The organism is Citrobacter sp. Ce104 (genome assembly GCF_030334595.1).
GTDB lineage: Bacteria > Pseudomonadota > Gammaproteobacteria > Enterobacterales > Enterobacteriaceae > Citrobacter > Citrobacter europaeus.
In genome coordinates this window covers 519,362-537,693 of sequence record NZ_JAOWDP010000068.1, presented here as the reverse complement: position 1 = coordinate 537,693, position 18,332 = coordinate 519,362, and the positions used below count along the sequence as shown (strand labels likewise).

At 54.6% G+C, this 18,332-nt stretch carries 18 protein-coding genes; 3 read left to right on the top strand and 15 right to left on the bottom strand.

Features of this window, described 5'->3' with window-relative positions; all coding sequences use genetic code 11:
* Positions 1-59: 59 nt before the first annotated feature.
* The 9 genes from purF to pdxB form a co-directional block, all read right to left on the bottom strand.
* Entirely contained in the window at positions 60-1,577 is a 1,518-nt protein-coding gene (purF, locus tag OGW16_RS21030) for an amidophosphoribosyltransferase (RefSeq protein WP_016153855.1), read from the bottom strand.
* Between the two features lie 33 nt (positions 1,578-1,610).
* Positions 1,611-2,099, bottom strand: coding sequence for a colicin V production protein (gene cvpA, locus OGW16_RS21025; RefSeq protein WP_005129678.1), 489 nt, complete (start codon positions 2,097-2,099; stop codon positions 1,611-1,613).
* Positions 2,100-2,319: 220 nt separating this feature from the next.
* Complete coding sequence (gene dedD, locus OGW16_RS21020) at positions 2,320-2,982, bottom strand: cell division protein DedD (RefSeq protein ID WP_043017070.1); 663 nt, start codon at positions 2,980-2,982, stop codon at positions 2,320-2,322.
* Complete coding sequence (folC, locus tag OGW16_RS21015) at positions 2,972-4,240, bottom strand: bifunctional tetrahydrofolate synthase/dihydrofolate synthase (RefSeq protein ID WP_043017071.1); 1,269 nt, start codon at positions 4,238-4,240, stop codon at positions 2,972-2,974. Before folC ends, dedD begins: the two co-directional genes overlap by 11 nt.
* Positions 4,241-4,432: 192 nt before the next feature.
* On the bottom strand, positions 4,433-5,347 hold the full coding sequence (gene accD, locus OGW16_RS21010) for an acetyl-CoA carboxylase, carboxyltransferase subunit beta (RefSeq protein ID WP_043017072.1): 915 nt from the start codon (positions 5,345-5,347) through the stop codon (positions 4,433-4,435).
* A 149-nt stretch (positions 5,348-5,496) separates the two neighbouring features.
* Positions 5,497-6,156 (bottom strand): DedA family protein, encoded by a 660-nt coding sequence (locus OGW16_RS21005; RefSeq protein WP_043017073.1) that lies wholly within the window; start codon positions 6,154-6,156, stop codon positions 5,497-5,499.
* Positions 6,157-6,180: 24 nt separating this feature from the next.
* Positions 6,181-6,993 (bottom strand): tRNA pseudouridine(38-40) synthase TruA, encoded by an 813-nt coding sequence (truA, locus tag OGW16_RS21000; protein WP_047409760.1) that lies wholly within the window; start codon positions 6,991-6,993, stop codon positions 6,181-6,183.
* On the bottom strand, positions 6,993-8,006 hold the full coding sequence (locus OGW16_RS20995; RefSeq protein WP_043017075.1) for an aspartate-semialdehyde dehydrogenase: 1,014 nt from the start codon (positions 8,004-8,006) through the stop codon (positions 6,993-6,995). The genes truA and OGW16_RS20995 overlap by 1 nt, the downstream gene beginning before the upstream one ends.
* A 67-nt stretch (positions 8,007-8,073) precedes the next feature.
* A complete protein-coding gene (pdxB, locus tag OGW16_RS20990; RefSeq protein WP_080626276.1) occupies positions 8,074-9,210 on the bottom strand; it encodes a 4-phosphoerythronate dehydrogenase PdxB in 1,137 nt (378 codons plus the stop codon).
* 108 nt (positions 9,211-9,318) lie between these two features.
* Between pdxB and flk the strand changes: the two genes are divergently transcribed.
* The gene (flk, locus tag OGW16_RS20985; RefSeq protein WP_043017959.1) at positions 9,319-10,320 is read left to right on the top strand and encodes a flagella biosynthesis regulator Flk; all 1,002 of its coding nucleotides are present in this window, start codon (positions 9,319-9,321) and stop codon (positions 10,318-10,320) included.
* Here flk and OGW16_RS20980 read toward each other — a convergent pair.
* Positions 10,317-11,495, bottom strand: a complete 1,179-nt coding sequence (locus OGW16_RS20980) for an MFS transporter (protein ID WP_003834805.1) — start codon at positions 11,493-11,495, stop codon at positions 10,317-10,319. The genes flk and OGW16_RS20980 overlap by 4 nt on opposite strands.
* A gap of 289 nt (positions 11,496-11,784) precedes the next feature.
* Between OGW16_RS20980 and OGW16_RS20975 the strand changes: the two genes are divergently transcribed.
* A complete protein-coding gene (locus OGW16_RS20975; protein ID WP_087052484.1) occupies positions 11,785-12,303 on the top strand; it encodes a YqhG/Tai3 family protein in 519 nt (172 codons plus the stop codon).
* Between the two features lie 50 nt (positions 12,304-12,353).
* Here the strand turns inward: OGW16_RS20975 and fabB are convergent, their stop codons facing one another.
* Positions 12,354-13,568 carry a beta-ketoacyl-ACP synthase I gene (gene fabB / locus OGW16_RS20970; protein WP_003028160.1) on the bottom strand — a complete coding sequence of 405 codons (1,215 nt, stop codon included), beginning with the start codon at positions 13,566-13,568 and terminating at the stop codon, positions 12,354-12,356.
* A 159-nt stretch (positions 13,569-13,727) separates the two neighbouring features.
* On the opposite strand from fabB, the gene mnmC reads away from it, so the two are divergent.
* Positions 13,728-15,728 (top strand): bifunctional tRNA (5-methylaminomethyl-2-thiouridine)(34)-methyltransferase MnmC2/FAD-dependent 5-carboxymethylaminomethyl-2-thiouridine(34) oxidoreductase MnmC1, encoded by a 2,001-nt coding sequence (gene mnmC, locus OGW16_RS20965; protein ID WP_286518779.1) that lies wholly within the window; start codon positions 13,728-13,730, stop codon positions 15,726-15,728.
* 110 nt (positions 15,729-15,838) lie between these two features.
* Here mnmC and OGW16_RS20960 read toward each other — a convergent pair whose 3' ends face one another.
* From OGW16_RS20960 to mepA, 4 genes are read right to left on the bottom strand one after another with little or no spacing between them, the layout of a single operon-like run.
* Positions 15,839-16,117: a YfcL family protein gene (locus tag OGW16_RS20960; protein WP_043017078.1), complete on the bottom strand. Its 279-nt coding sequence runs from the start codon at positions 16,115-16,117 to the stop codon at positions 15,839-15,841.
* 32 nt (positions 16,118-16,149) lie between these two features.
* On the bottom strand, positions 16,150-16,698 hold the full coding sequence (locus OGW16_RS20955) for an elongation factor P hydroxylase (protein WP_181231221.1): 549 nt from the start codon (positions 16,696-16,698) through the stop codon (positions 16,150-16,152).
* Positions 16,698-17,507: a sulfite exporter TauE/SafE family protein gene (locus OGW16_RS20950; RefSeq protein WP_043017079.1), complete on the bottom strand. Its 810-nt coding sequence runs from the start codon at positions 17,505-17,507 to the stop codon at positions 16,698-16,700. Before OGW16_RS20950 ends, OGW16_RS20955 begins: the two co-directional genes overlap by 1 nt.
* Complete coding sequence (gene mepA, locus OGW16_RS20945; protein WP_043017080.1) at positions 17,507-18,331, bottom strand: penicillin-insensitive murein endopeptidase; 825 nt, start codon at positions 18,329-18,331, stop codon at positions 17,507-17,509. Before mepA ends, OGW16_RS20950 begins: the two co-directional genes overlap by 1 nt.
* Position 18,332: the final 1 nt, after the last annotated feature.

The window sequence follows — 18,332 nt, the reverse complement described above, 5'->3', positions numbered from 1 at the left end:
ACGATGATGGACTGTAGGCCGGATAAGACGCAATGCGTCGCCATCCGGCATGTCCAGTTTTAACCTTCGTTGTGCATCTCAAGGTTTTCCGCTTCGTTCTGACGCAACACCGCTTTGGCATCGTCATTACGCAGGGAGTCGAGGAAATCGAGATATTGCTGGTCGACGTCTTTAGTAACGTACACGCCGTTAAACACTGAACATTCAAACTGCTGAATATCCGGGTTTTCCGCGCGGACCGCTTCAATCAGATCGTTCAGATCCTGGAAGATGAGCCCGTCTGCGCCGATTATCTGGCGAATCTCGTCGACTTCGCGACCATGAGCAATCAGCTCCGTCGCCGTAGGCATATCGATACCATAAACGTTCGGGAAGCGAATTTCCGGGGCAGCAGAAGCCAGATACACCTTCTTCGCTCCGGCTTCACGCGCCATCTCGATAATCTGTTCTGAGGTGGTGCCACGTACGATAGAGTCATCCACCAGCAGCACGTTCTTATCACGGAACTCCGCACGGTTGGCGTTCAGCTTACGGCGCACGGATTTACGGCGCAGCTGCTGGCCCGGCATGATAAAGGTACGCCCTACGTAGCGGTTTTTCACAAATCCCTGACGGTACGGCTTGCCGAGGATACGGGCAATTTCCAGCGCGATATCACAGGAGGTTTCCGGAATCGGGATCACCACGTCAATGTCCAGATCTTCCCACTCACGAGCAATTTTTTCGCCAAGCTTAGTCCCCATATTCACACGGGCGCTGTAGACGGAAATCTTGTCGATAAAGGAGTCAGGACGTGCGAAGTAAACATATTCAAACAGGCACGGATTGCTGACCGGGTTATCGGCACACTGGCGGGTAAACAGCTGACCTTTTTCGGTGATATACACCGCTTCGCCGGGTGCTACGTCGCGCAGGAATTCAAAGCCCAGCGTATCCAGCGCTACGCTCTCGGACGCCACCATGTACTCGGTACGACCATCGCCGATATCGCGTTTACCCAATACCAACGGGCGGATACCGTTAGGATCGCGGAAGGCAACCATACCGTGGCCGATAATCATCGCCACGCAGGCATAGGCGCCGCGGATCTGGCGGTTGGTTGCGGCAATAGCAGCAAAAATATTGTCGGCTTCCAGCGGATAGTGGCGGAAGTTATCCAGCTCGCTGGCGAAAATATTCAGCAGAATTTCAGAATCTGAAGTGGTATTGATGTGGCGGCGCTTTTCTTCGAACAGCTTTTTACGTAGCTCATGCGCGTTGGTCAGGTTGCCATTATGGGCAAGCGTGATGCCATACGGTGAGTTGACGTAAAAAGGTTGAGCTTCGGAGGCGCTGGAGCTGCCAGCCGTTGGGTAACGCACATGACCGATGCCCATATTGCCCTGCAAACGCTGCATATGGCGAGCTTCAAAAATATCGCTCACCATTCCGTTTGCTTTACGCAAGCGGAAGCAGTTATTGGCATCAATGGTGATGATGCCTGCGGCATCCTGACCACGATGCTGGAGCACCGTTAACGCGTCATAAATCGACTGGTTTACCGGCATAACACCGGCGATACCGACAATACCGCACATACGTCTTTTCCTCGTTCAGCAACAACCCAAAGTTTATACTTTGGGCAAGAAACTTGACGAGCTTTGCAGATAGTCAAAGAACCATCTGATGATGAAACTGAACTGCGGGATCAGCTGCGACTTACTCCAGTCTTCACTTTTCGACAGACCGGTAAAGGTATCGAGAAAGAACAGTATGGCGGCGACGATCAGCGCTCCTCGCAGAGCACCAAAGCAGATCCCCAACACCCTGTCGGTACCCGACAAGCCTGTTTTCTCTACCAGTTGGCCTATCACAAAGTTAACGATAGCGCCGACGATAAGTGTCGCGATAAACAGTATCGCGATAGCAATCCCATTTCGAACCAGTTCGTCTTCAAAGCCCGTAAACCAGACAGACAGGTAAGTGTAGTAATGGCTGGCGACAAAGAAAGCACAACCCCAAGTCACCAACGATAATGCTTCACGAACAAAGCCACGGATCAGGCTAACCAGACAGGAAAAACCAATCACCGCGATAATGGCGTAATCAATCCAGACCATAAGTGTCCCACGATTTTACGCCCTGTCGTCCTGTTCGGGGCGCATTCTAACAGAAAAAGAAAACGTTTGCGTAGGGATTTCCTTTCCACGCGTAAATAAAAATGGCGCTGAAAAAATCTTCAACGCCATACCGTTTTATGCCTCTTCGGGCACTGCCGGATAGCGGTGAAAACACCCTATCCGGCCTGAATAAGAGCAGCGCCGAGAACAGCGCAATCCCTTAATTAGGGGTGTACCCCATCACGACGCCACTCAGACCAGAGATCTTCTGCAGCTCGCCCAGCGAGTTCTTTAGCTTATCTTTGGAGGCGTCAGGCCCTACGAGAATACGGGTTATTTTACCCTGCACCGGCGTCGACGGGGAAGTATATACCCGGAAGCCCGCGCCACGAAGTTTACCCACGATCTCATTGACCTTATCCGCATTTTTCAGCGCACCAAGCTGTACAACGTACGCTTTACCAGTCGGCGCTGGCGGTTCCTCAACAGCCGGTTTAGGCGCTGGGGTCGGTGCAGGCGTCGGAGCGACGGCAACAGGCTGCGGCTTCGGTTTGGGCTTCGGCTGCTCTACGGGCGCAGGGACAGGATCTAACTCCGCGCTGTTTGCCGTCGTCAAACGTGACGGATCCAACGATGGCGCGGCAGCATCACCCGCCCGCACCTCTTCTGCCGCCCCTTCCGGCGGCTGGGTCGGCAGCGCCTGCGTTGCCGCAGGCATCATGTCTGGTTCATCGCGATCGCCGGGTTTCGGCACCAGAGGGATCGCCGCAAACTCATCCTGATAATGCTTTTTCTGCCCGTCAAGCAGCCCGGGGAGCACAATCACCCCCAGCGCGACCAGCACAATTGTGCCGACTAATCGATTCTGAAACTTACTCGCCACCGCTTCTCCCCACGTCTATCACTTCCATGACATGTGCGACAGTGTGAAACGATCCACACACCAACACGGTATCTTCTGGCTTCGCCTCAGCGAGTGCTGCAGACCATGCCTGCGCCACGCTGTCATAGGCGTTGCCTTTGCCCAGGTGCTCCAGCAGTTGTTCTGCCGTTGCACCACGCGGCCCTTCCAGGGGCGCACAGTACCAGGCGTCAACCACGCTTTTTAACCAGGCTAACGTACCGGCAATATCTTTATCATGTAGCATACCGATAACCGCAAGTACACGCCCGCTTTTCACTAACTTTTTCAGACGTCCGGTCAAATACTCCGCCGCATGCGGGTTATGGGCGACATCAAAAATCACCCGCGGCGACTCGCTCACAATCTGAAAACGCCCCGGTAAAATCGCTTTTTCGATACCCTCACGAATCGCCTGCTCGCTGACGTTAAGCCCGCTTGCGCGAAGCGCGGCCAGTGCGGTAGCGGCGTTAGGTTGTGGAACCTGCGGCAACGGCAGGTGCGACAACGTTCCATGAGCGTCAGTAAACGACCAGTCATTCTCCGTGACCGCATAGCGCCAGTCCACGCCGCAGCGTTGCAAAATCGCCCCGCTCTCTTGCGCGACATCGGCGATGGTGTAAGGCATTTCCGGTTCGCCGACGATAGCCGGTTTCTCTGCGCGGAAAATTCCCGCCTTCTCACGACCGATGCTTTCGCGATCCGGGCCCAGCCAGTCAGTATGGTCAAGTGCAATGCTGGTCACCACAGCGACATCGGCATCAACGATATTGGTCGCATCAAGGCGGCCGCCTAACCCCACTTCCAGAATGACGACATCCAGTTGAGCCTGTTTAAACAGCCAGAGCGCTGATAACGTACCGTATTCAAAGTAGGTCAGAGAAATGTCGCCACGCGCGTCTTCAATCTCAGCAAATGAGGCGGTATGCGCGGATTCCGGCAGTTCACGTCCCTGCACGCGCACGCGTTCCGTGTAGCGCACCAGATGGGGTGAACTGTAAACGCCAACTTTATAACCTGCTGCGGTCAGCACAGATTCCAGCGTACGGCAGGTTGTGCCTTTCCCGTTGGTTCCCGCCACTGTAAAAACAAATGGCGCGGGTTTCAACACACCGAGTTTGCGCGCCACCTGACTGACGCGTTCAAGGCCAAGATCGATGGTTTTACTGTGCAGGTTTTCCAGATAAGAAAGCCACGATGCCAGGGGCGACGCGGCTTGAGGAATACGTTTATTGTCCATGATGGCTGTAGATTCTTTACGTTGAGGAAAGCAAAAGGGCAGCGCCAACCGGCCTGCCCTTTTTTACACGTCGTTTTTCACGTTGCAGATGCGTTGGCTGTACTCGCTCTCCCGAATCACTTACCGGTGTAAGCTCATCGGGATCAACGCTTTTATCGCCTGCCTGCAACCCGAAACCCATAGAGTAAACTATCAGGCCTCTGGTTCCTGCTCGGGAACCGGAGGTACCACCTCGCCTTCACGCGGCTCATCCGGATTCGGCGCAGGCAGATTCATCAGCTTCGCCAGAATGCTTGCCAGTTTCAGGCGCATTTCCGGACGGCGGACGATCATATCGATAGCGCCTTTTTCAATCAGGAACTCGCTGCGCTGGAATCCCGGCGGCAGTTTCTCACGTACGGTTTGCTCGATAACACGCGGACCCGCGAAGCCGATCAGTGCTTTCGGTTCTGCAATGTTGAGATCGCCCAGCATCGCGAAGCTCGCGGAAACACCGCCCATCGTTGGGTCGGTCAGTACAGAAATATACGGTAAACCGCGTTCCTGCATTTTCGCCAGCGCGGCAGAGGTTTTCGCCATCTGCATCAGAGACATCAGCGCTTCCTGCATACGCGCCCCGCCAGAAGCGGAGAAGCAGATCAGCGGACAGTTATCTTCCAGCGCCTGCTCAACGGCGCGGACAAAACGCGCACCGACCACAGAGCCCATGGAGCCGCCCATAAACGCGAACTCGAATGCAGCAGCAACGACCGGCATACCGTGGAGCGTGCCTTTCATCACCACCAGCGCATCTTTCTCACCGGTTTCTTTCTGCGCAGAAGCCAGTCTGTCTTTGTATTTTTTGGAGTCACGAAACTTCAGCACGTCTTTCGGCTCAAGCTCGCTACCCAGTTCCACAAGAGAACCTTCATCTAACAGGCTATGCAGGCGATTGCGCGCCGACATGCGCATATGATGGTCACACTTCGGACAGACCTCAAGATTACGTTCCAGCTCAGCACGGTATAAAACCTGACCGCAGCTATCACACTTGGTCCACACCCCTTCAGGAATGCTTGCCTTGCGGGTGGGAGTAATGTTGCTTTTAATTCGTTCAATCCAGCTCATTGGTGACCTTTCTGCCTGAACCCTAGTCAGCTTTGTTATAAGGGGCGCATAATGCCATTTTTGCCCCTAACAGACCATGAATGTTGCACATTAAAACATAACAGCCCGAAACTTTGGATAAAAAAGTGGTCGAACCGCTGAGTTACTTTCTATTTTGCAGCCCGTGACGCAGCACGTTTATGGCGAATCACTTCAATTACGCCCGGCAATACGGAAAGGACGATAATCGCCACAATCAGTAATTTCAGGTTTTCCTGAACGATCGGCAGATCGCCGAACAGATAGCCTGCATAGGTGAACAGCAATACCCACAGCAGCGCGCCTGCGACGTTATACATCGCAAAATGACGGTAGGACATGTGCCCCATCCCGGCAACAAACGGCGCGAATGTACGCACGATAGGCACAAAACGCGCCAGGATAATCGTTTTGCCGCCATGACGCTCGTAGAACGCATGGGTTTTATCCAGGTAACTGCGACGGAAAATTTTAGAGTTCGGGTTACTGAAAAGTTTTTCACCGAACAACCGGCCAATCGTGTAGTTCACCGCATCGCCGATAATCGCCGCCACAATCATCAACATCACCATCAGATGAACGTTGAGATCGTTAGTTGGCAGCGCAGAAAGCGCACCAGCGACAAACAACAGCGAGTCTCCCGGCAGGAACGGCGTTACCACCAGTCCGGTTTCGCAGAACAGGATCAGAAACAGAATCGCGTATACCCAGATACCGTATTCCGCAACCAGCTCCGCCAGATGCACATCAATGTGCAAGATAAAATCGATAAGAAAGTAAATCAGGTCCATAGTTTTGCCTTTATACGACTCAAATTAGTCCGCCAGAAATAGCGGGCCCATAGGCGGTTTTGGCAGGTCGAACCGTTCCGGGTAATCTACCGCAACCAGATACAGCCCTTCCGCTTTCGCCGTTGCCGCTGCCAGCGTTCTGTCCTTCGCCGCTAACAGTTCTGCTATCCAGCTCTCCGGCTGGTTGTGGGCGCCTACTTCCATCAGGCTGCCGACAATATTCCTGACCATATGATGTACAAAGGCATTCGCTTTAATATCCACCACCACATATGCACCGAAACGTTCGACGTTAATGTGCATCACGTTGCGCCACGGTGTGCGCGACTGACACTGCACCGCCCGAAACGAGGTAAAATCATTTTCGCCAATCAGACACTGGGCAGCACGATGCATACGCTCAGCGTCCAGCGGTTCATAGTAATGGGTTACCCCTTTACCCAAAACCGCAGGGCGCAACCGATGATTGTAGATGATGTAGCGATAACGGCGAGCCGTGGCGCTAAAACGGGCATGAAAATCATCGGGTACAGCTTTCACCCAGCGTACAGCGATGTCACCAGGTAAATTCGCATTTACCCCCAGTGTCCAGGCCGCATCTTTACGCAGGGCGGTCGTTTCAAAGTGCACAACCTGCCCCGTGCCATGAACACCTGCATCCGTGCGTCCGGCACAAAAGACATTGATACGCTCATTCGCCACCTGAGAGAGCGCTTTTTCCAGTTTTTCCTGAACGCTACGCACTTCGTTCTGGCGCTGCCAGCCATAATATTTGCTGCCGTCATACTCAATACCCAGCGCAATTTTATGGGTTGCAGGCTGTTGCTGGTCAGACATTAGTACAGGTACTCCTGTACCAGTTTTTCCGCAATTTTCACCGCCATCAACGCGCCGCCGAAGCGTACGTTGTCTGCCACAGACCAGAACTGAACCTGCTCCGGCATACCGTAATCGTTATGCACACAGCCAATTGACAGGTGCGGAGTGCCCGAGGCATCGCCAACCTGGGTCGGGAAATCAGTCTCTTCCGACAACACCACGTCCTCACCGCGTGAAAACGCATCACGTGCTTCTTCCGCTGCCAGCGGACGCAGAGCTTCAAAATTCACCATCTGCGCATGGCCATAAAACACGGGCGACTGCACGATGCTGGCGGAGATCAGCAGTCCGTCGTCCTGCATAATTTTGCGCACTTCATCGACAATACGACGCTCTTCCCGCACGCTACCTTCGCGATCTGGCAGCAGCGGCAGCATGTTGAACGCCAACTGACGGCCAAAGAAATCATCTTCGTCAATCGGGATGCCGTTAAGCAGTTTCGCACTCTGTCCGGCCAACGCATCGACGGCTTTTTTACCGTGAGCGGAAGCCGAAATAATATTGGTCACCGTAATACGTGACAGACCGCCGTCATCAATCAGCGGCTTCAGCGCAGACAGCAGTTGGCTGGTCAGGCTGTCAGGGACCGCAATCACATTACGGTTGCGGTAATCCGCCAGCACGAACGGGTTAACGTCCGGAACCACCAGCGGAACGTCCGGCTCAAGCGCGAACAGGCCACTGCTGTCGATAACCAGACAACCGGCATTGGTCGCTTCTTCGACCCATGCGGCGGTGGCTTCTGCGCCCGCAACGAAAAATGCTAACTGCGCCTGCGTCCAGTCAAAGTCTGCAACGTCCTGCACAATGACCGATTTACCGTTAAAACGCAGATGCTCGCCGGCGCTTTCATTACGCGCCAGCGCATAAATTTCACCGACCGGGAACTGGCGTTCAGCCAGCGTATCGAGCAGGGCTTCGCCTACGGCGCCCGTAGCGCCAAGAATGGCAATATTCCAGCCTTCAGACATGGTGATTTACTCCAGAAATACGTAAGCGTCCCTGTCGTATTATTCGACAGGGAGCATTAAGAAGACATTAATGTGCCGGGTGGTGAACCGCGTTAAAACCCAGCTTACACAGCAAGGCCGCAGCCGTTGCGTCGTCACACATCACGTATAAAGACGACCATTCACGGCGCTCAAGATAATTTTTACGCAGTTTATCAAACTCACCCGGAATTCCAGCGACTTTACGCAGCGGCGCATCATCGCGGCGCACATCATACACTAAATGCGCCAGCCTTTTCAGCGTTGGCTGATCTAACGGGCCATGCAGAGTGATACGACCAAATTCAGGCGCCGGTAACAGGGTATTCAGCGCCACGTGCTGTTCGCGACCAATAAACTTGCTATAGGCCTCAAAGACCTGCGTGGTGCCACGCGCTTTTCCTTCCAGGGTGTACCCGGCAATGTGTGCTGTGCCGATATCGGCTTTCTCCAGCAATGCCACATTGAGATCCGGCTCCCCTTCCCAGACATCCAGTACGACGCTCAGCGACTGACCGGCATTCAATCGGTTCAGCAATGCCGTATTGTCGATAACTGGCCCGCGGCAGGCGTTGATCAGAATGGTGCCCGGCTTCAGTCGGCTAATCAGCGCGTCATCCGCGAGGTGCAACGTCTTGTACGGTCCGTCTTTGAACAGCGGAGTATGGAAAGTCAGTACATCGGCTTGCTCTACCAGTTCATCCAGCGAGCAGAAATTGCCTTCGTCACCGCGATCGGCTCGCGGTGGATCGCACAGCAGCGTACGGATCCCCAGCGCTTCCAGGCGCGTCTGCAAACGTCCGCCCACGTTACCCACGCCCACGATGCCCACTGTACGATCGCGTAACGCAAACCCGTCACGCTCCCCCAGCATCAGCAGTGCGGAAAAGACATACTCAACCACCGCAATCGCGTTACAGCCGGGGGCGGCGGAAAAACCGATCTTCGACTGCGCAAGCCAGGCTTCATCCACATGGTCCGTGCCTGCGGTTGCCGTACCGACAAATTTAACCGGTTTTCCGCTAAGCAGTGATTCATTTACTTTCGTCACCGAGCGCACCATTAAGGCATCCGCATCATCCAGTTCAGCAACGGGAATCGGGCGACCGGGAACCGCTTTGACCTCCCCCAAACGACTGAACAGTTCGCGGGCATAGGGCATATTTTCATCAACGAGGATTTTCACGTCTTTCGCACCTATTTGAGAACGAGAGTTAACCGGGCAAGTGTGCCATAATCTCGCCGCCAGGCATACTGCGAGACCTGGTCAGCACAGATTTAAGGAACAGAGATGATGCAGCCCATTTCAGGTACGCCCGCTCGCCCTCCCGGCGAAGGCCAAAATGCCCCTTCCGCGGCGGGTGAACAACCGTTATCCACACAACAACGTACCGTGCTGGAGCGACTGATTACCCGTCTGATTTCACTCACCCAACAGCAAAGCGCCGAGGTGTGGGCCGGAATGAAGCACGATCTGGGCGTTAAAAGTGATACGCCGTTGCAGTCACGTCACTTTCCTGCCGCTGAGCAAAACCTTAACCAACGGCTGGGGGTTGCTCAGCAAAATCATGCTAATCGTCAGGTGCTGTCGCAGCTCACTGAATTACTGAGTCAGGGAAATAACCGCCAGGCGGTAAGTGATTTTATCCGTCAGCAGTATGGGCAAACGGCGCTCAGCCAGCTCACGCCTGAGCAGTTGAAGAACGTGCTCACGCTGCTGCAGCAAGGGCAACTTTCGATACCGCAACCGCAGCAGCGCCCGGCCACCGATCGTCCGTTGCTCCCCGCTGAGCACAATACGCTGAACCAGTTGGTTACCAAACTGGCGGCGGCCACGGGAGAATCCGGAAAGATGATCTGGCAGTCGATGCTGGAGCTGTCTGGCGTAAAAAGCGGAGAGCTGATCCCCGCCAAACAATTTACGCATCTGGTCACCTGGCTGCAGGCGCGCCAGACGCTCAGCCTGCAAAGCGCCCCAACACTGCAAACGCTCCAGGCGGCGCTAAAGCTGCCATTAGAGCCGAATGAGCTGACGGCAATAAAAGAGTACGCGCAGCAGACGTATCAGATCCAACCACAAACGATTCTGACCACGGTGCAGGTGCAGGACTTGCTGAATCAAATCTTCCTGCGCCGCGTGGAACGAGAACGCGAGCTCAGCGATCCGCGTCATCTGCAGCCCATTTACAGCCCGTTCGCACCGATGATTGAAACGGTTAAATCTCTGTCGGCACGACCGGGACTGCTGTTTATTGCATTGATGATTGCGTTAGCCATTTTCTGGCTGGTCGCTTAACCTTTACGCAGCGTTAGCAGCGTCACAATAATGCCCACCACGGCGGATATCGCCCCGGCAAGGAATACCGAGGGATAACCGTATGCGGTGGCCAGCACCCCGGCGACCGGACCACTTATGCCGTAGGAGATATCCTGAAACGCGGCATAACCGCCCAGCGCTGTACCGCGAACCTGCGCGGGCACTCGCTTCACGACCTCGACGCCCAATGCCGGGAAGATAAGCGAACACCCGGCCCCGGTTAATGCCGCCCCGAGCAGCGCAATCCAGGCCGATGGGGCCTGCCACAACAGAATCAGTCCTGCGGTTTCCACCAGCAAGGAGACAACGGCGACCTTCACGCCGCCGAACCGGTCTGGCATCCAGCCAAACAGAATGCGCATCAGCACAAACGCCCCACCAAACGCGGTCAGGGTGAACCCCGCCATCGTCCAGCCGTTGCTGACAAAATAGAGTGAAATAAACGTACCGATCACCGCAAAGCCAACGCCCTGCAGCGCAAGGCCCAGGCCTGGTTTCCAGATAAGCCCTACCACGCTCCATAACGAAGGACGTTCTCCTGCATGAGCAGGCACTTTGCGCACGGTGCCGTTGAATGCCCAGGCCAGCAGCGGTAAAACCATCGTCGTCCCCGCCAGCGCCGCAAAACCAAAGTGGCTGTGGATCAACAGGCCCAGCGGCGCACCGGCAGCCAGTGCGCCGTAAATCGCCATCCCGTTCCACGACATCACCTTACCCGAACGTGTTGGCCCGACCAGCCCAAGTCCCCAGGTCAGCGTCCCGGTGAGCAACTGGCTTTCGCCAAAACCGAGGATCAAACGACCGACGATTAACAACGCAAATTTTACGGGGACAGAAACAGGCAATAGCGCGGCTAAAAGCCACGCCGCGCCCGCCAGCCCACAGGCAAACATCCCCTGTAGCGCCGAACGTTTAGCGCCATATTGATCGGCCAGGCGCCCGGCGTAGCCGCGCGTTAATACCGTTGCCAGAAACTGTACGCCTACGGCGATACCGACCATGGTATTGCCATAGCCGAGCTCCTGGTGCACAAACAGAGGAATGACGGGCAAAGGTAAACCGACCGTCATATAGGTCAGGAAAACCGCAAAAGCGATGCGAAACAGCGAAAAGTTCGCCGAAGGTGTTTTTTCTTGTTGGGTTACAGCTGTCATGCGTTACTCCAAAATGCAGAGTAAGGCGAGGAATGCCCACGCCCCCTCTACCTGACTATCAGGATTAAGGTGCGTTGGATAACGTTAAACGCTTACGCATTATCAAGAGGATAATGTTGAAGCTGGAGTCTGCCTGCGAGGGGCTAAACTTGTCAACCTTGAAATCACTGAACGCCACACAAAACAAATGGTTACTCTCTCGAAGAAAAGCACAAACAATGAGGAAAAAGTTGTCAATCAGGAAGACACTCAACGATCAGTTTCGCCAGAATATTTTAGGGACACGGAAATGAAAGCATTTTCGCTTATTGCTCTCATCCTGGTGCTTTGCGGCTGCTCTGCGCCTCATCGGGACAGCACACAAGATGTAAAACAGTTCTATCTCGCGTGGATGTCCGCCTACACACAAGATCGGGATACGTCCGCACTCATGCAACTTTATGTGGCGAAAGACGTTATCGACCGTCTGGCGCTGATTGACAGTCTTTACGAGCAGGAAATAATGGATTCTGACTACTTTATGTACGTGCAGGATTACGCCCCTGAATGGATCCCACTGTTACGGGTTGGGGCGGCCCAGCCCTTTCTCGGTGGCGAAAAGGTGGAAGTACAATTAGGTGGACCGACAGGCGAAGCGCCCATGCAGTTGGAAGTGTATACCCGTTGGGAAGAGGGTCGCTGGAAAATTTATCGCGTGCGGGATCTGGGCAATCAATTTGAACAGCCAATCTACAGCGCCGGTAATATTGCGCAAGCCAGGGCATGGTCTGCGGAGATCGCACCGGAGTACGAAAAGATGAAAAAATAAAAAAGGGAGCCATCAGGCTCCCCTTTGCATCTCATTTTGTAGACTTACACTTACAGCTTACGCATGACCAGCGTTGCGTTGGTGCCGCCAAAGCCGAAGCTGTTGGACATCACGGTGGTCAGCGCCTGCTCGGTCGGTTTGGTCACGATGTTCAGACCTGCCGCCTGCTCATCCAGCTCTTCAATGTTGATGCTTGGCGCGATAAAGCCGTGTTCCAGCATCAGCAGAGAGTAGATAGCTTCCTGTACGCCAGCCGCGCCCAGGGAGTGGCCGGTCATCGCTTTGGTCGCAGAGATTGCCGGGCTGTTGTCGCCAAACACTTCACGAATTGCGCCAAGCTCTTTCACGTCGCCTACCGGAGTAGAGGTACCGTGGGAGTTCAGGTAGTCGATCGGCGTGTCTACGCCGTGCATCGCCATCTGCATGCAACGTACTGCGCCTTCGCCAGACGGAGCAACCATGTCAGCACCATCGGACGTTGCGCCGTAACCGACGATTTCCGCATAGATATGCGCGCCACGGGCCAGAGCGTGTTCCAGTTCTTCGACGACAACCATACCGCCGCCGCCTGCAATAACGAAACCATCACGGTTTGCGTCATAGGTACGGGAAGCTTTGGATGGATCGTCGTTATATTTGGTAGACAGCGCGCCCATTGCGTCGAATTCACACGCCATTTCCCAGCACAGCTCTTCGCCGCCGCCAGCAAAAACGATGTCTTGTTTGCCCAGTTGAATTTGTTCTACCGCATTGCCGATGCAGTGCGCGGATGTCGCACAGGCAGAGCTGATGGAGTAGTTTACGCCGTGGATTTTGAACGGCGTTGCGAGGCAGGCTGAAACGCCGGACGCCATCGCTTTGGTGACCACATACGGGCCAACCGCTTTCAGGCCACGCGGGCTACGCATTGCGTCAGCGCCGAATACCTGAAAACGTGGGGAGCCGCCGCCGGAACCTGCAATCAGGCCAACGCGCGGATTATTCTGGTAATCTTCTGCAGCAAGGCCAGCATCAGCCACAGCCTGCTCCATTGAAAGGAATGCATAAATGGATGCGTCGCTCATGAAGCGCACTACTTTGCGGTCAATGAGGCCAGTGGTATCCAGTTTTACGTTGCCCCAAACGTGGCTACGCATGCCGGAGTCCTTCAGCTCCTGAGAGAAAGTGATCCCTGAACGTCCTTCACGCAGAGATGCCAGGACTTCCTGCTGGTTATTACCGATGCTGGAAACGATGCCCAAGCCAGTAATCACTGCACGTTTCATTCAATACCTCTGTAAGTCGCACTATTTTAAAGTTTCGAGTGGCACAATAGCGTACACTTGTACGCCGAACAAGTCCGATCAGCCAATTTATGTGGAAATTTGCGCAGCCAGGCACTCATCGCTAAGATCGGGGCACAGCCTGCCAGACGAGTAACTTACGTGAAACAATACGCTATACAACCTGCCAACCTTGAATTCAACTCTGAGGGTACACCTGTTTCCCGAGATTTTGACGATGTCTATTTTTCTAATGATAACGGGCTGGAAGAGACACGTTACGTCTTTCTCGGCGGTAACCATCTCGCACAGCGATTCCCTTCACATTCACGCCCCCTCTTCGTGGTGGCAGAAAGTGGGTTTGGCACCGGACTTAACTTCCTCACGCTCTGGCAGGCATTTTCCGAGTTTCGCGATACTCACCCTGACGCTACCCTGGAAAGATTACATTTCATCAGTTTCGAAAAATATCCGCTTACGTGTGAAGATCTTACTTTAGCCCACCAGCACTGGTCAGAACTTGCGCCGTGGGCCTCGGCGCTGCAAGAGCAATGGCCGCTGCCGCTGGCGGGATGTCATCGTCTGCTGCTTGATGAAGGGCGTGTCACACTGGACCTGTGGTTTGGCGATATTAACGAGCTGACCTGCAAACTGGATGATTCTCTTAATCAAAAGGTGGACGCCTGGTTCCTGGACGGTTTCGCGCCGGCAAAAAACCCGGATATGTGGACGCCAACACTGTTTAACGCGATGGCCCGACTGGCTCGTCCCGGCGGTACATTAGCGACCTTCACATCGGCAGGCTTTGTACGTCGGGGGTTGCAGGAAGCCGGGTTTACAATGCAAAAATGCAAAGGCTTTGGCCGCAAGCGCGAAATGCTCTGTGGCGTAATGGAACAGACTCAGGCGCTCCCTTCCTCAGCGCCATGGTTTGCACGTACGGGAACAGATAAACGTGAAGCCGCCATTATTGGCGGGGGGATTGCCAGCGCATTGTTGTCTCTGGCGTTACTGCGCCGTGGCTGGCAGGTCACGCTGTATTGCGCAGACGAAAAACCCGCCGGGGGCGCATCCGGCAATCGCCAGGGCGCGCTCTATCCGCTACTCAGCAAGCATGACGCGGCCATTAATCTGTTTTTCCCCACCGCGTTTACCTTCGCCCGTCGACTGTATGACGCCCTCCCCGTTGAGTTCGCGCATGACTGGTGCGGCGTGACGCAACTGGCATGGGATGAGAAAAGCCAGCAAAAAATCGCGCAGATGCTGTCCCTTGAACTGCCCGATGCGCTCGCCATCGGGGTTGACGCACAGCAGGTTTTACAAACGACAGGCGTGGAAACCGGATGCGGCGGGATTCAGTATCCGAGCGGAGGATGGTTATACCCGGCGCAGTTAACCGCCGCCGTACTGGACTATGCCGCAACGCTGGGATTACGCACCCGCTATCAACATACGCTGACCTCACTGACACGCCACACGGCAAGCTGGCAATTGCAGTTTGCCAGTGGTGAAACCGCCACTCACGCAGCTGTCGTTCTGGCTAACGGTCATCGAATTAACAGCATTGAGCAGACGCAGTCGCTCCCGGTGTACTCCGTGGGCGGTCAGGTGAGTCATATTCCCACCACGCCTGCGCTTTCAGCGTTGCGTCAGGTGCTGTGCTATGACGGCTACCTCACGCCGCATAACCCGCAAAATCAGCAGCACTGCATTGGCGCCAGCTATCATCGAGGGAGCGAGGAAACCGCATATCGCGAGGACGATCAGCAGCAAAATCGTCAGCGCTTAATCGACTGCTTGCCTAACGCTGCGTGGGCAAAAGAGGTGGACGTCAGTGCGCATGCCGCCCGCTGTGGAGTGCGCTGCGCCACGCGCGATCACATGCCGATGGTCGGTAACGTCGCGGACTATGACGCCACGCTCAGCCAGTATGCCACTCTTGCCGAAGACAAAGAGCACGCCGTAAACGCCCCGGTGTATTCCGATTTGTTTATGCTGGGCGCGCTGGGCTCGCGCGGGCTGTGTACTGCCCCGCTATGTGCAGAAATTCTGGCATCACAAATGAGCGATGAACCTATCCCTATGGATGCCAGCACGCTGGCGGCGCTGAATCCGAATCGGTTGTGGATCAGGAAGTTATTGAAGGGAAAAGCGGTGAAATAAGATACCCTCTCATCATTGCCTGATGCACTGCGCTTATCAGGCCTACAACTCCCGTCCTTGTAGGCCGGATAAGACGCCTTAGCGTCGCCATCCGGCACAATCCACTGCAATTATTGTTTTGTCGCCTTCTGGAACAACATGTCCCACATCTCTTTCACTAACGCCTGGTCACGCGGCGAAAGTTCGCCTGCGCTAATCGCTTTTGCCAGGCTGCTGGTCACATTGGCGTACAATGCCTCAGCGGAATGGTCCTCGCCAGCGTCCAGTTCAGCCACGGCCAGCGTCAGGTGCCCACGCAAATAGCCACTGGCAAACAACTCATCATCGCTGGCGTGCTCTACCATATCGTCGATTAATGCCAGAATGCGTGATTCAAACTCCGCGATCATCTTCTTTCCTCATTGTAAACGTGGTAGCGGCTTCAGTTGAGCGCTTCGGGCCACGGGAATTGTTCCGCCTTAAGTTCAGGCGTGTGATAATAATTTTGTAACGCGTTAATGAAGCGCGCCGGACGTTCGGGGATGCCCTTATCCAGATACTCCATCACCTGGGCATGAACACGGCGCTGGAATACCACGCGATCCGGTTCAAAGTCCCCTTCCAGGTTGTCGCAACTGACATTAAACGGGTAGCCCGCCGCCATGCAAAACAGCCAGTCAAACGCCTGCGGCTTCACTTCCACATCTTCAAACTGGCATTGCGTCTTCGCATCGCGTCCATCAGGGCAGTACCAGTAACCAAAATCGACCAGCTCACGACGCGCCTTACCGGCGATGCACCAGTGTGAGATTTCGTGTAGCGCGCTGGCATAATAACCATGCGCAAAAACGATACGGTGATACGGTAATTCCGCATCAGCAGGAAGATAGATCGGTTCGTCTTCGCCTTTAATCAGACGGGTATTAAATTCATCGGCAAAGCAGCCGTTAAAAATCTCAATTAACTGTTCATAGTGATGGGTATTATTCATTAGTTCATCCCCAGCCAGTGGAGAATCTCCTGTCCATGATTATCATAAAGTAGCTTGGCGCTCATCACGGCGGAGACAATAACAATCATTGGCCGTATGAGTTTTTGTCCTTTGCTGAGCACCAGCCGCGAGCCCATCCGTGCGCCAATAAACTGGCCAATGAGCATCACAAATCCGGTCGCCCAAATCACTTTGCCGCCGAGGGCAAACAGCAACAGCCCACCGATATTCGATGTGGCATTTAATACTTTGGCGTGGGCCGTCGATTTCGCCAGGTTATAGCCGCATAACATGACAAAGGCCAGCGCGTAAAACGATCCCGCCGCCGGACCAAAAAAGCCATCGTAAAAGCCAACGCAGCCACCGGCCACCAGCGCGAAAGGCAACCCGTGCAATCGACGCTGACGATCTTCTTCGCCCACTTTCGGCATTAACAGAAAGTAAAGGCCAATACAGATAACCAGAACCGGCAGGATCTGGCGCAGAATATCTGACTGCACGTGCTGAACCAATAGCGCGCCGCTCATTGACCCGATAAACGTCATGAAGATATTGAGCTTCTGATCCGCCAGGTTAACCACGCCCCGACGAATAAAATAGAGGGAAGAAGAGATAGATCCGCCACAGGCCTGCAACTTATTGGTAGCCAGCGCTTGCGCGGGTGGCATCCCGGCCGCCATCAATGCCGGGATGGTGAGTAAACCACCGCCTCCGGCCAGAGAATCAATAAAACCTGCCAGCATCGCCACGAAAAAAAGCACGCCTAACAGCAGTGGCGACACCATAAACACAGAGGCAAAATGATCCATTAGAGTACATGCTCGTCCAGTAGCGCCTGGCAGGAAGGCGGCAACGGGGGCGGTGTCTTCTTCTCAGGCTTGGTGGTTCCAGGTTTTGGAGGTTCGAACCAGCTTTGCAGCTCCGCGCCACAGCCGTCACCCGGTGGCGGTAACGGTTGATCTTCGCACTCAAGACTGTCGGCAGGACAACGTAACCGTACATGCATATGCGCACGATGCTGGAACCATGGCCGCACTTTACGCAACCAGTCCCTGTCGGTACCCGCATCCAGACAAAGTTGCTGCTTAATCGCCGGGTTCACAAAAATACGCGTGACTTCATTATCTTTTGCCGCCAGCCTTATCAGGCTGAAAATCTCCGGCTTCCACAGTGACGGCACGACACGTTTACCGTCCTGTGAGACCAAATCTAACGCCTGCGGTCGCAGCAGTTGCGACTGGGTCCAGCGCGTTTTTGGCAGCTGCAGGAAAATATCGACATCCAGTCCCGTCTGGTGGCTGGCGTGACCGCCATTGAACCGCCCACCGGCCGGCATGCCCATATCGCCAATTAACACCGTGCCCAGCCCCAGATTATTAGCCTGATTACTCAGACGCTGGATAAACATCACCAGGTCCGGATGACCAAAGTAACGACGCTGATCGGTGCGCATCACCTGATAGTGTTCTGACTGTACAGGCAGCGTATCTGCACCAACAATGCAGCCATTGGAAAACGCGCCGATAGACTGCGCGCTACCTGCAACCGGATGGGTAATTTTCTGCCAGGGCGTCGCCGCCAGACAGGCGGTGCTGGCAAACAGAGCCAGCGCCACAAGTGCCGTTTTTTTCATC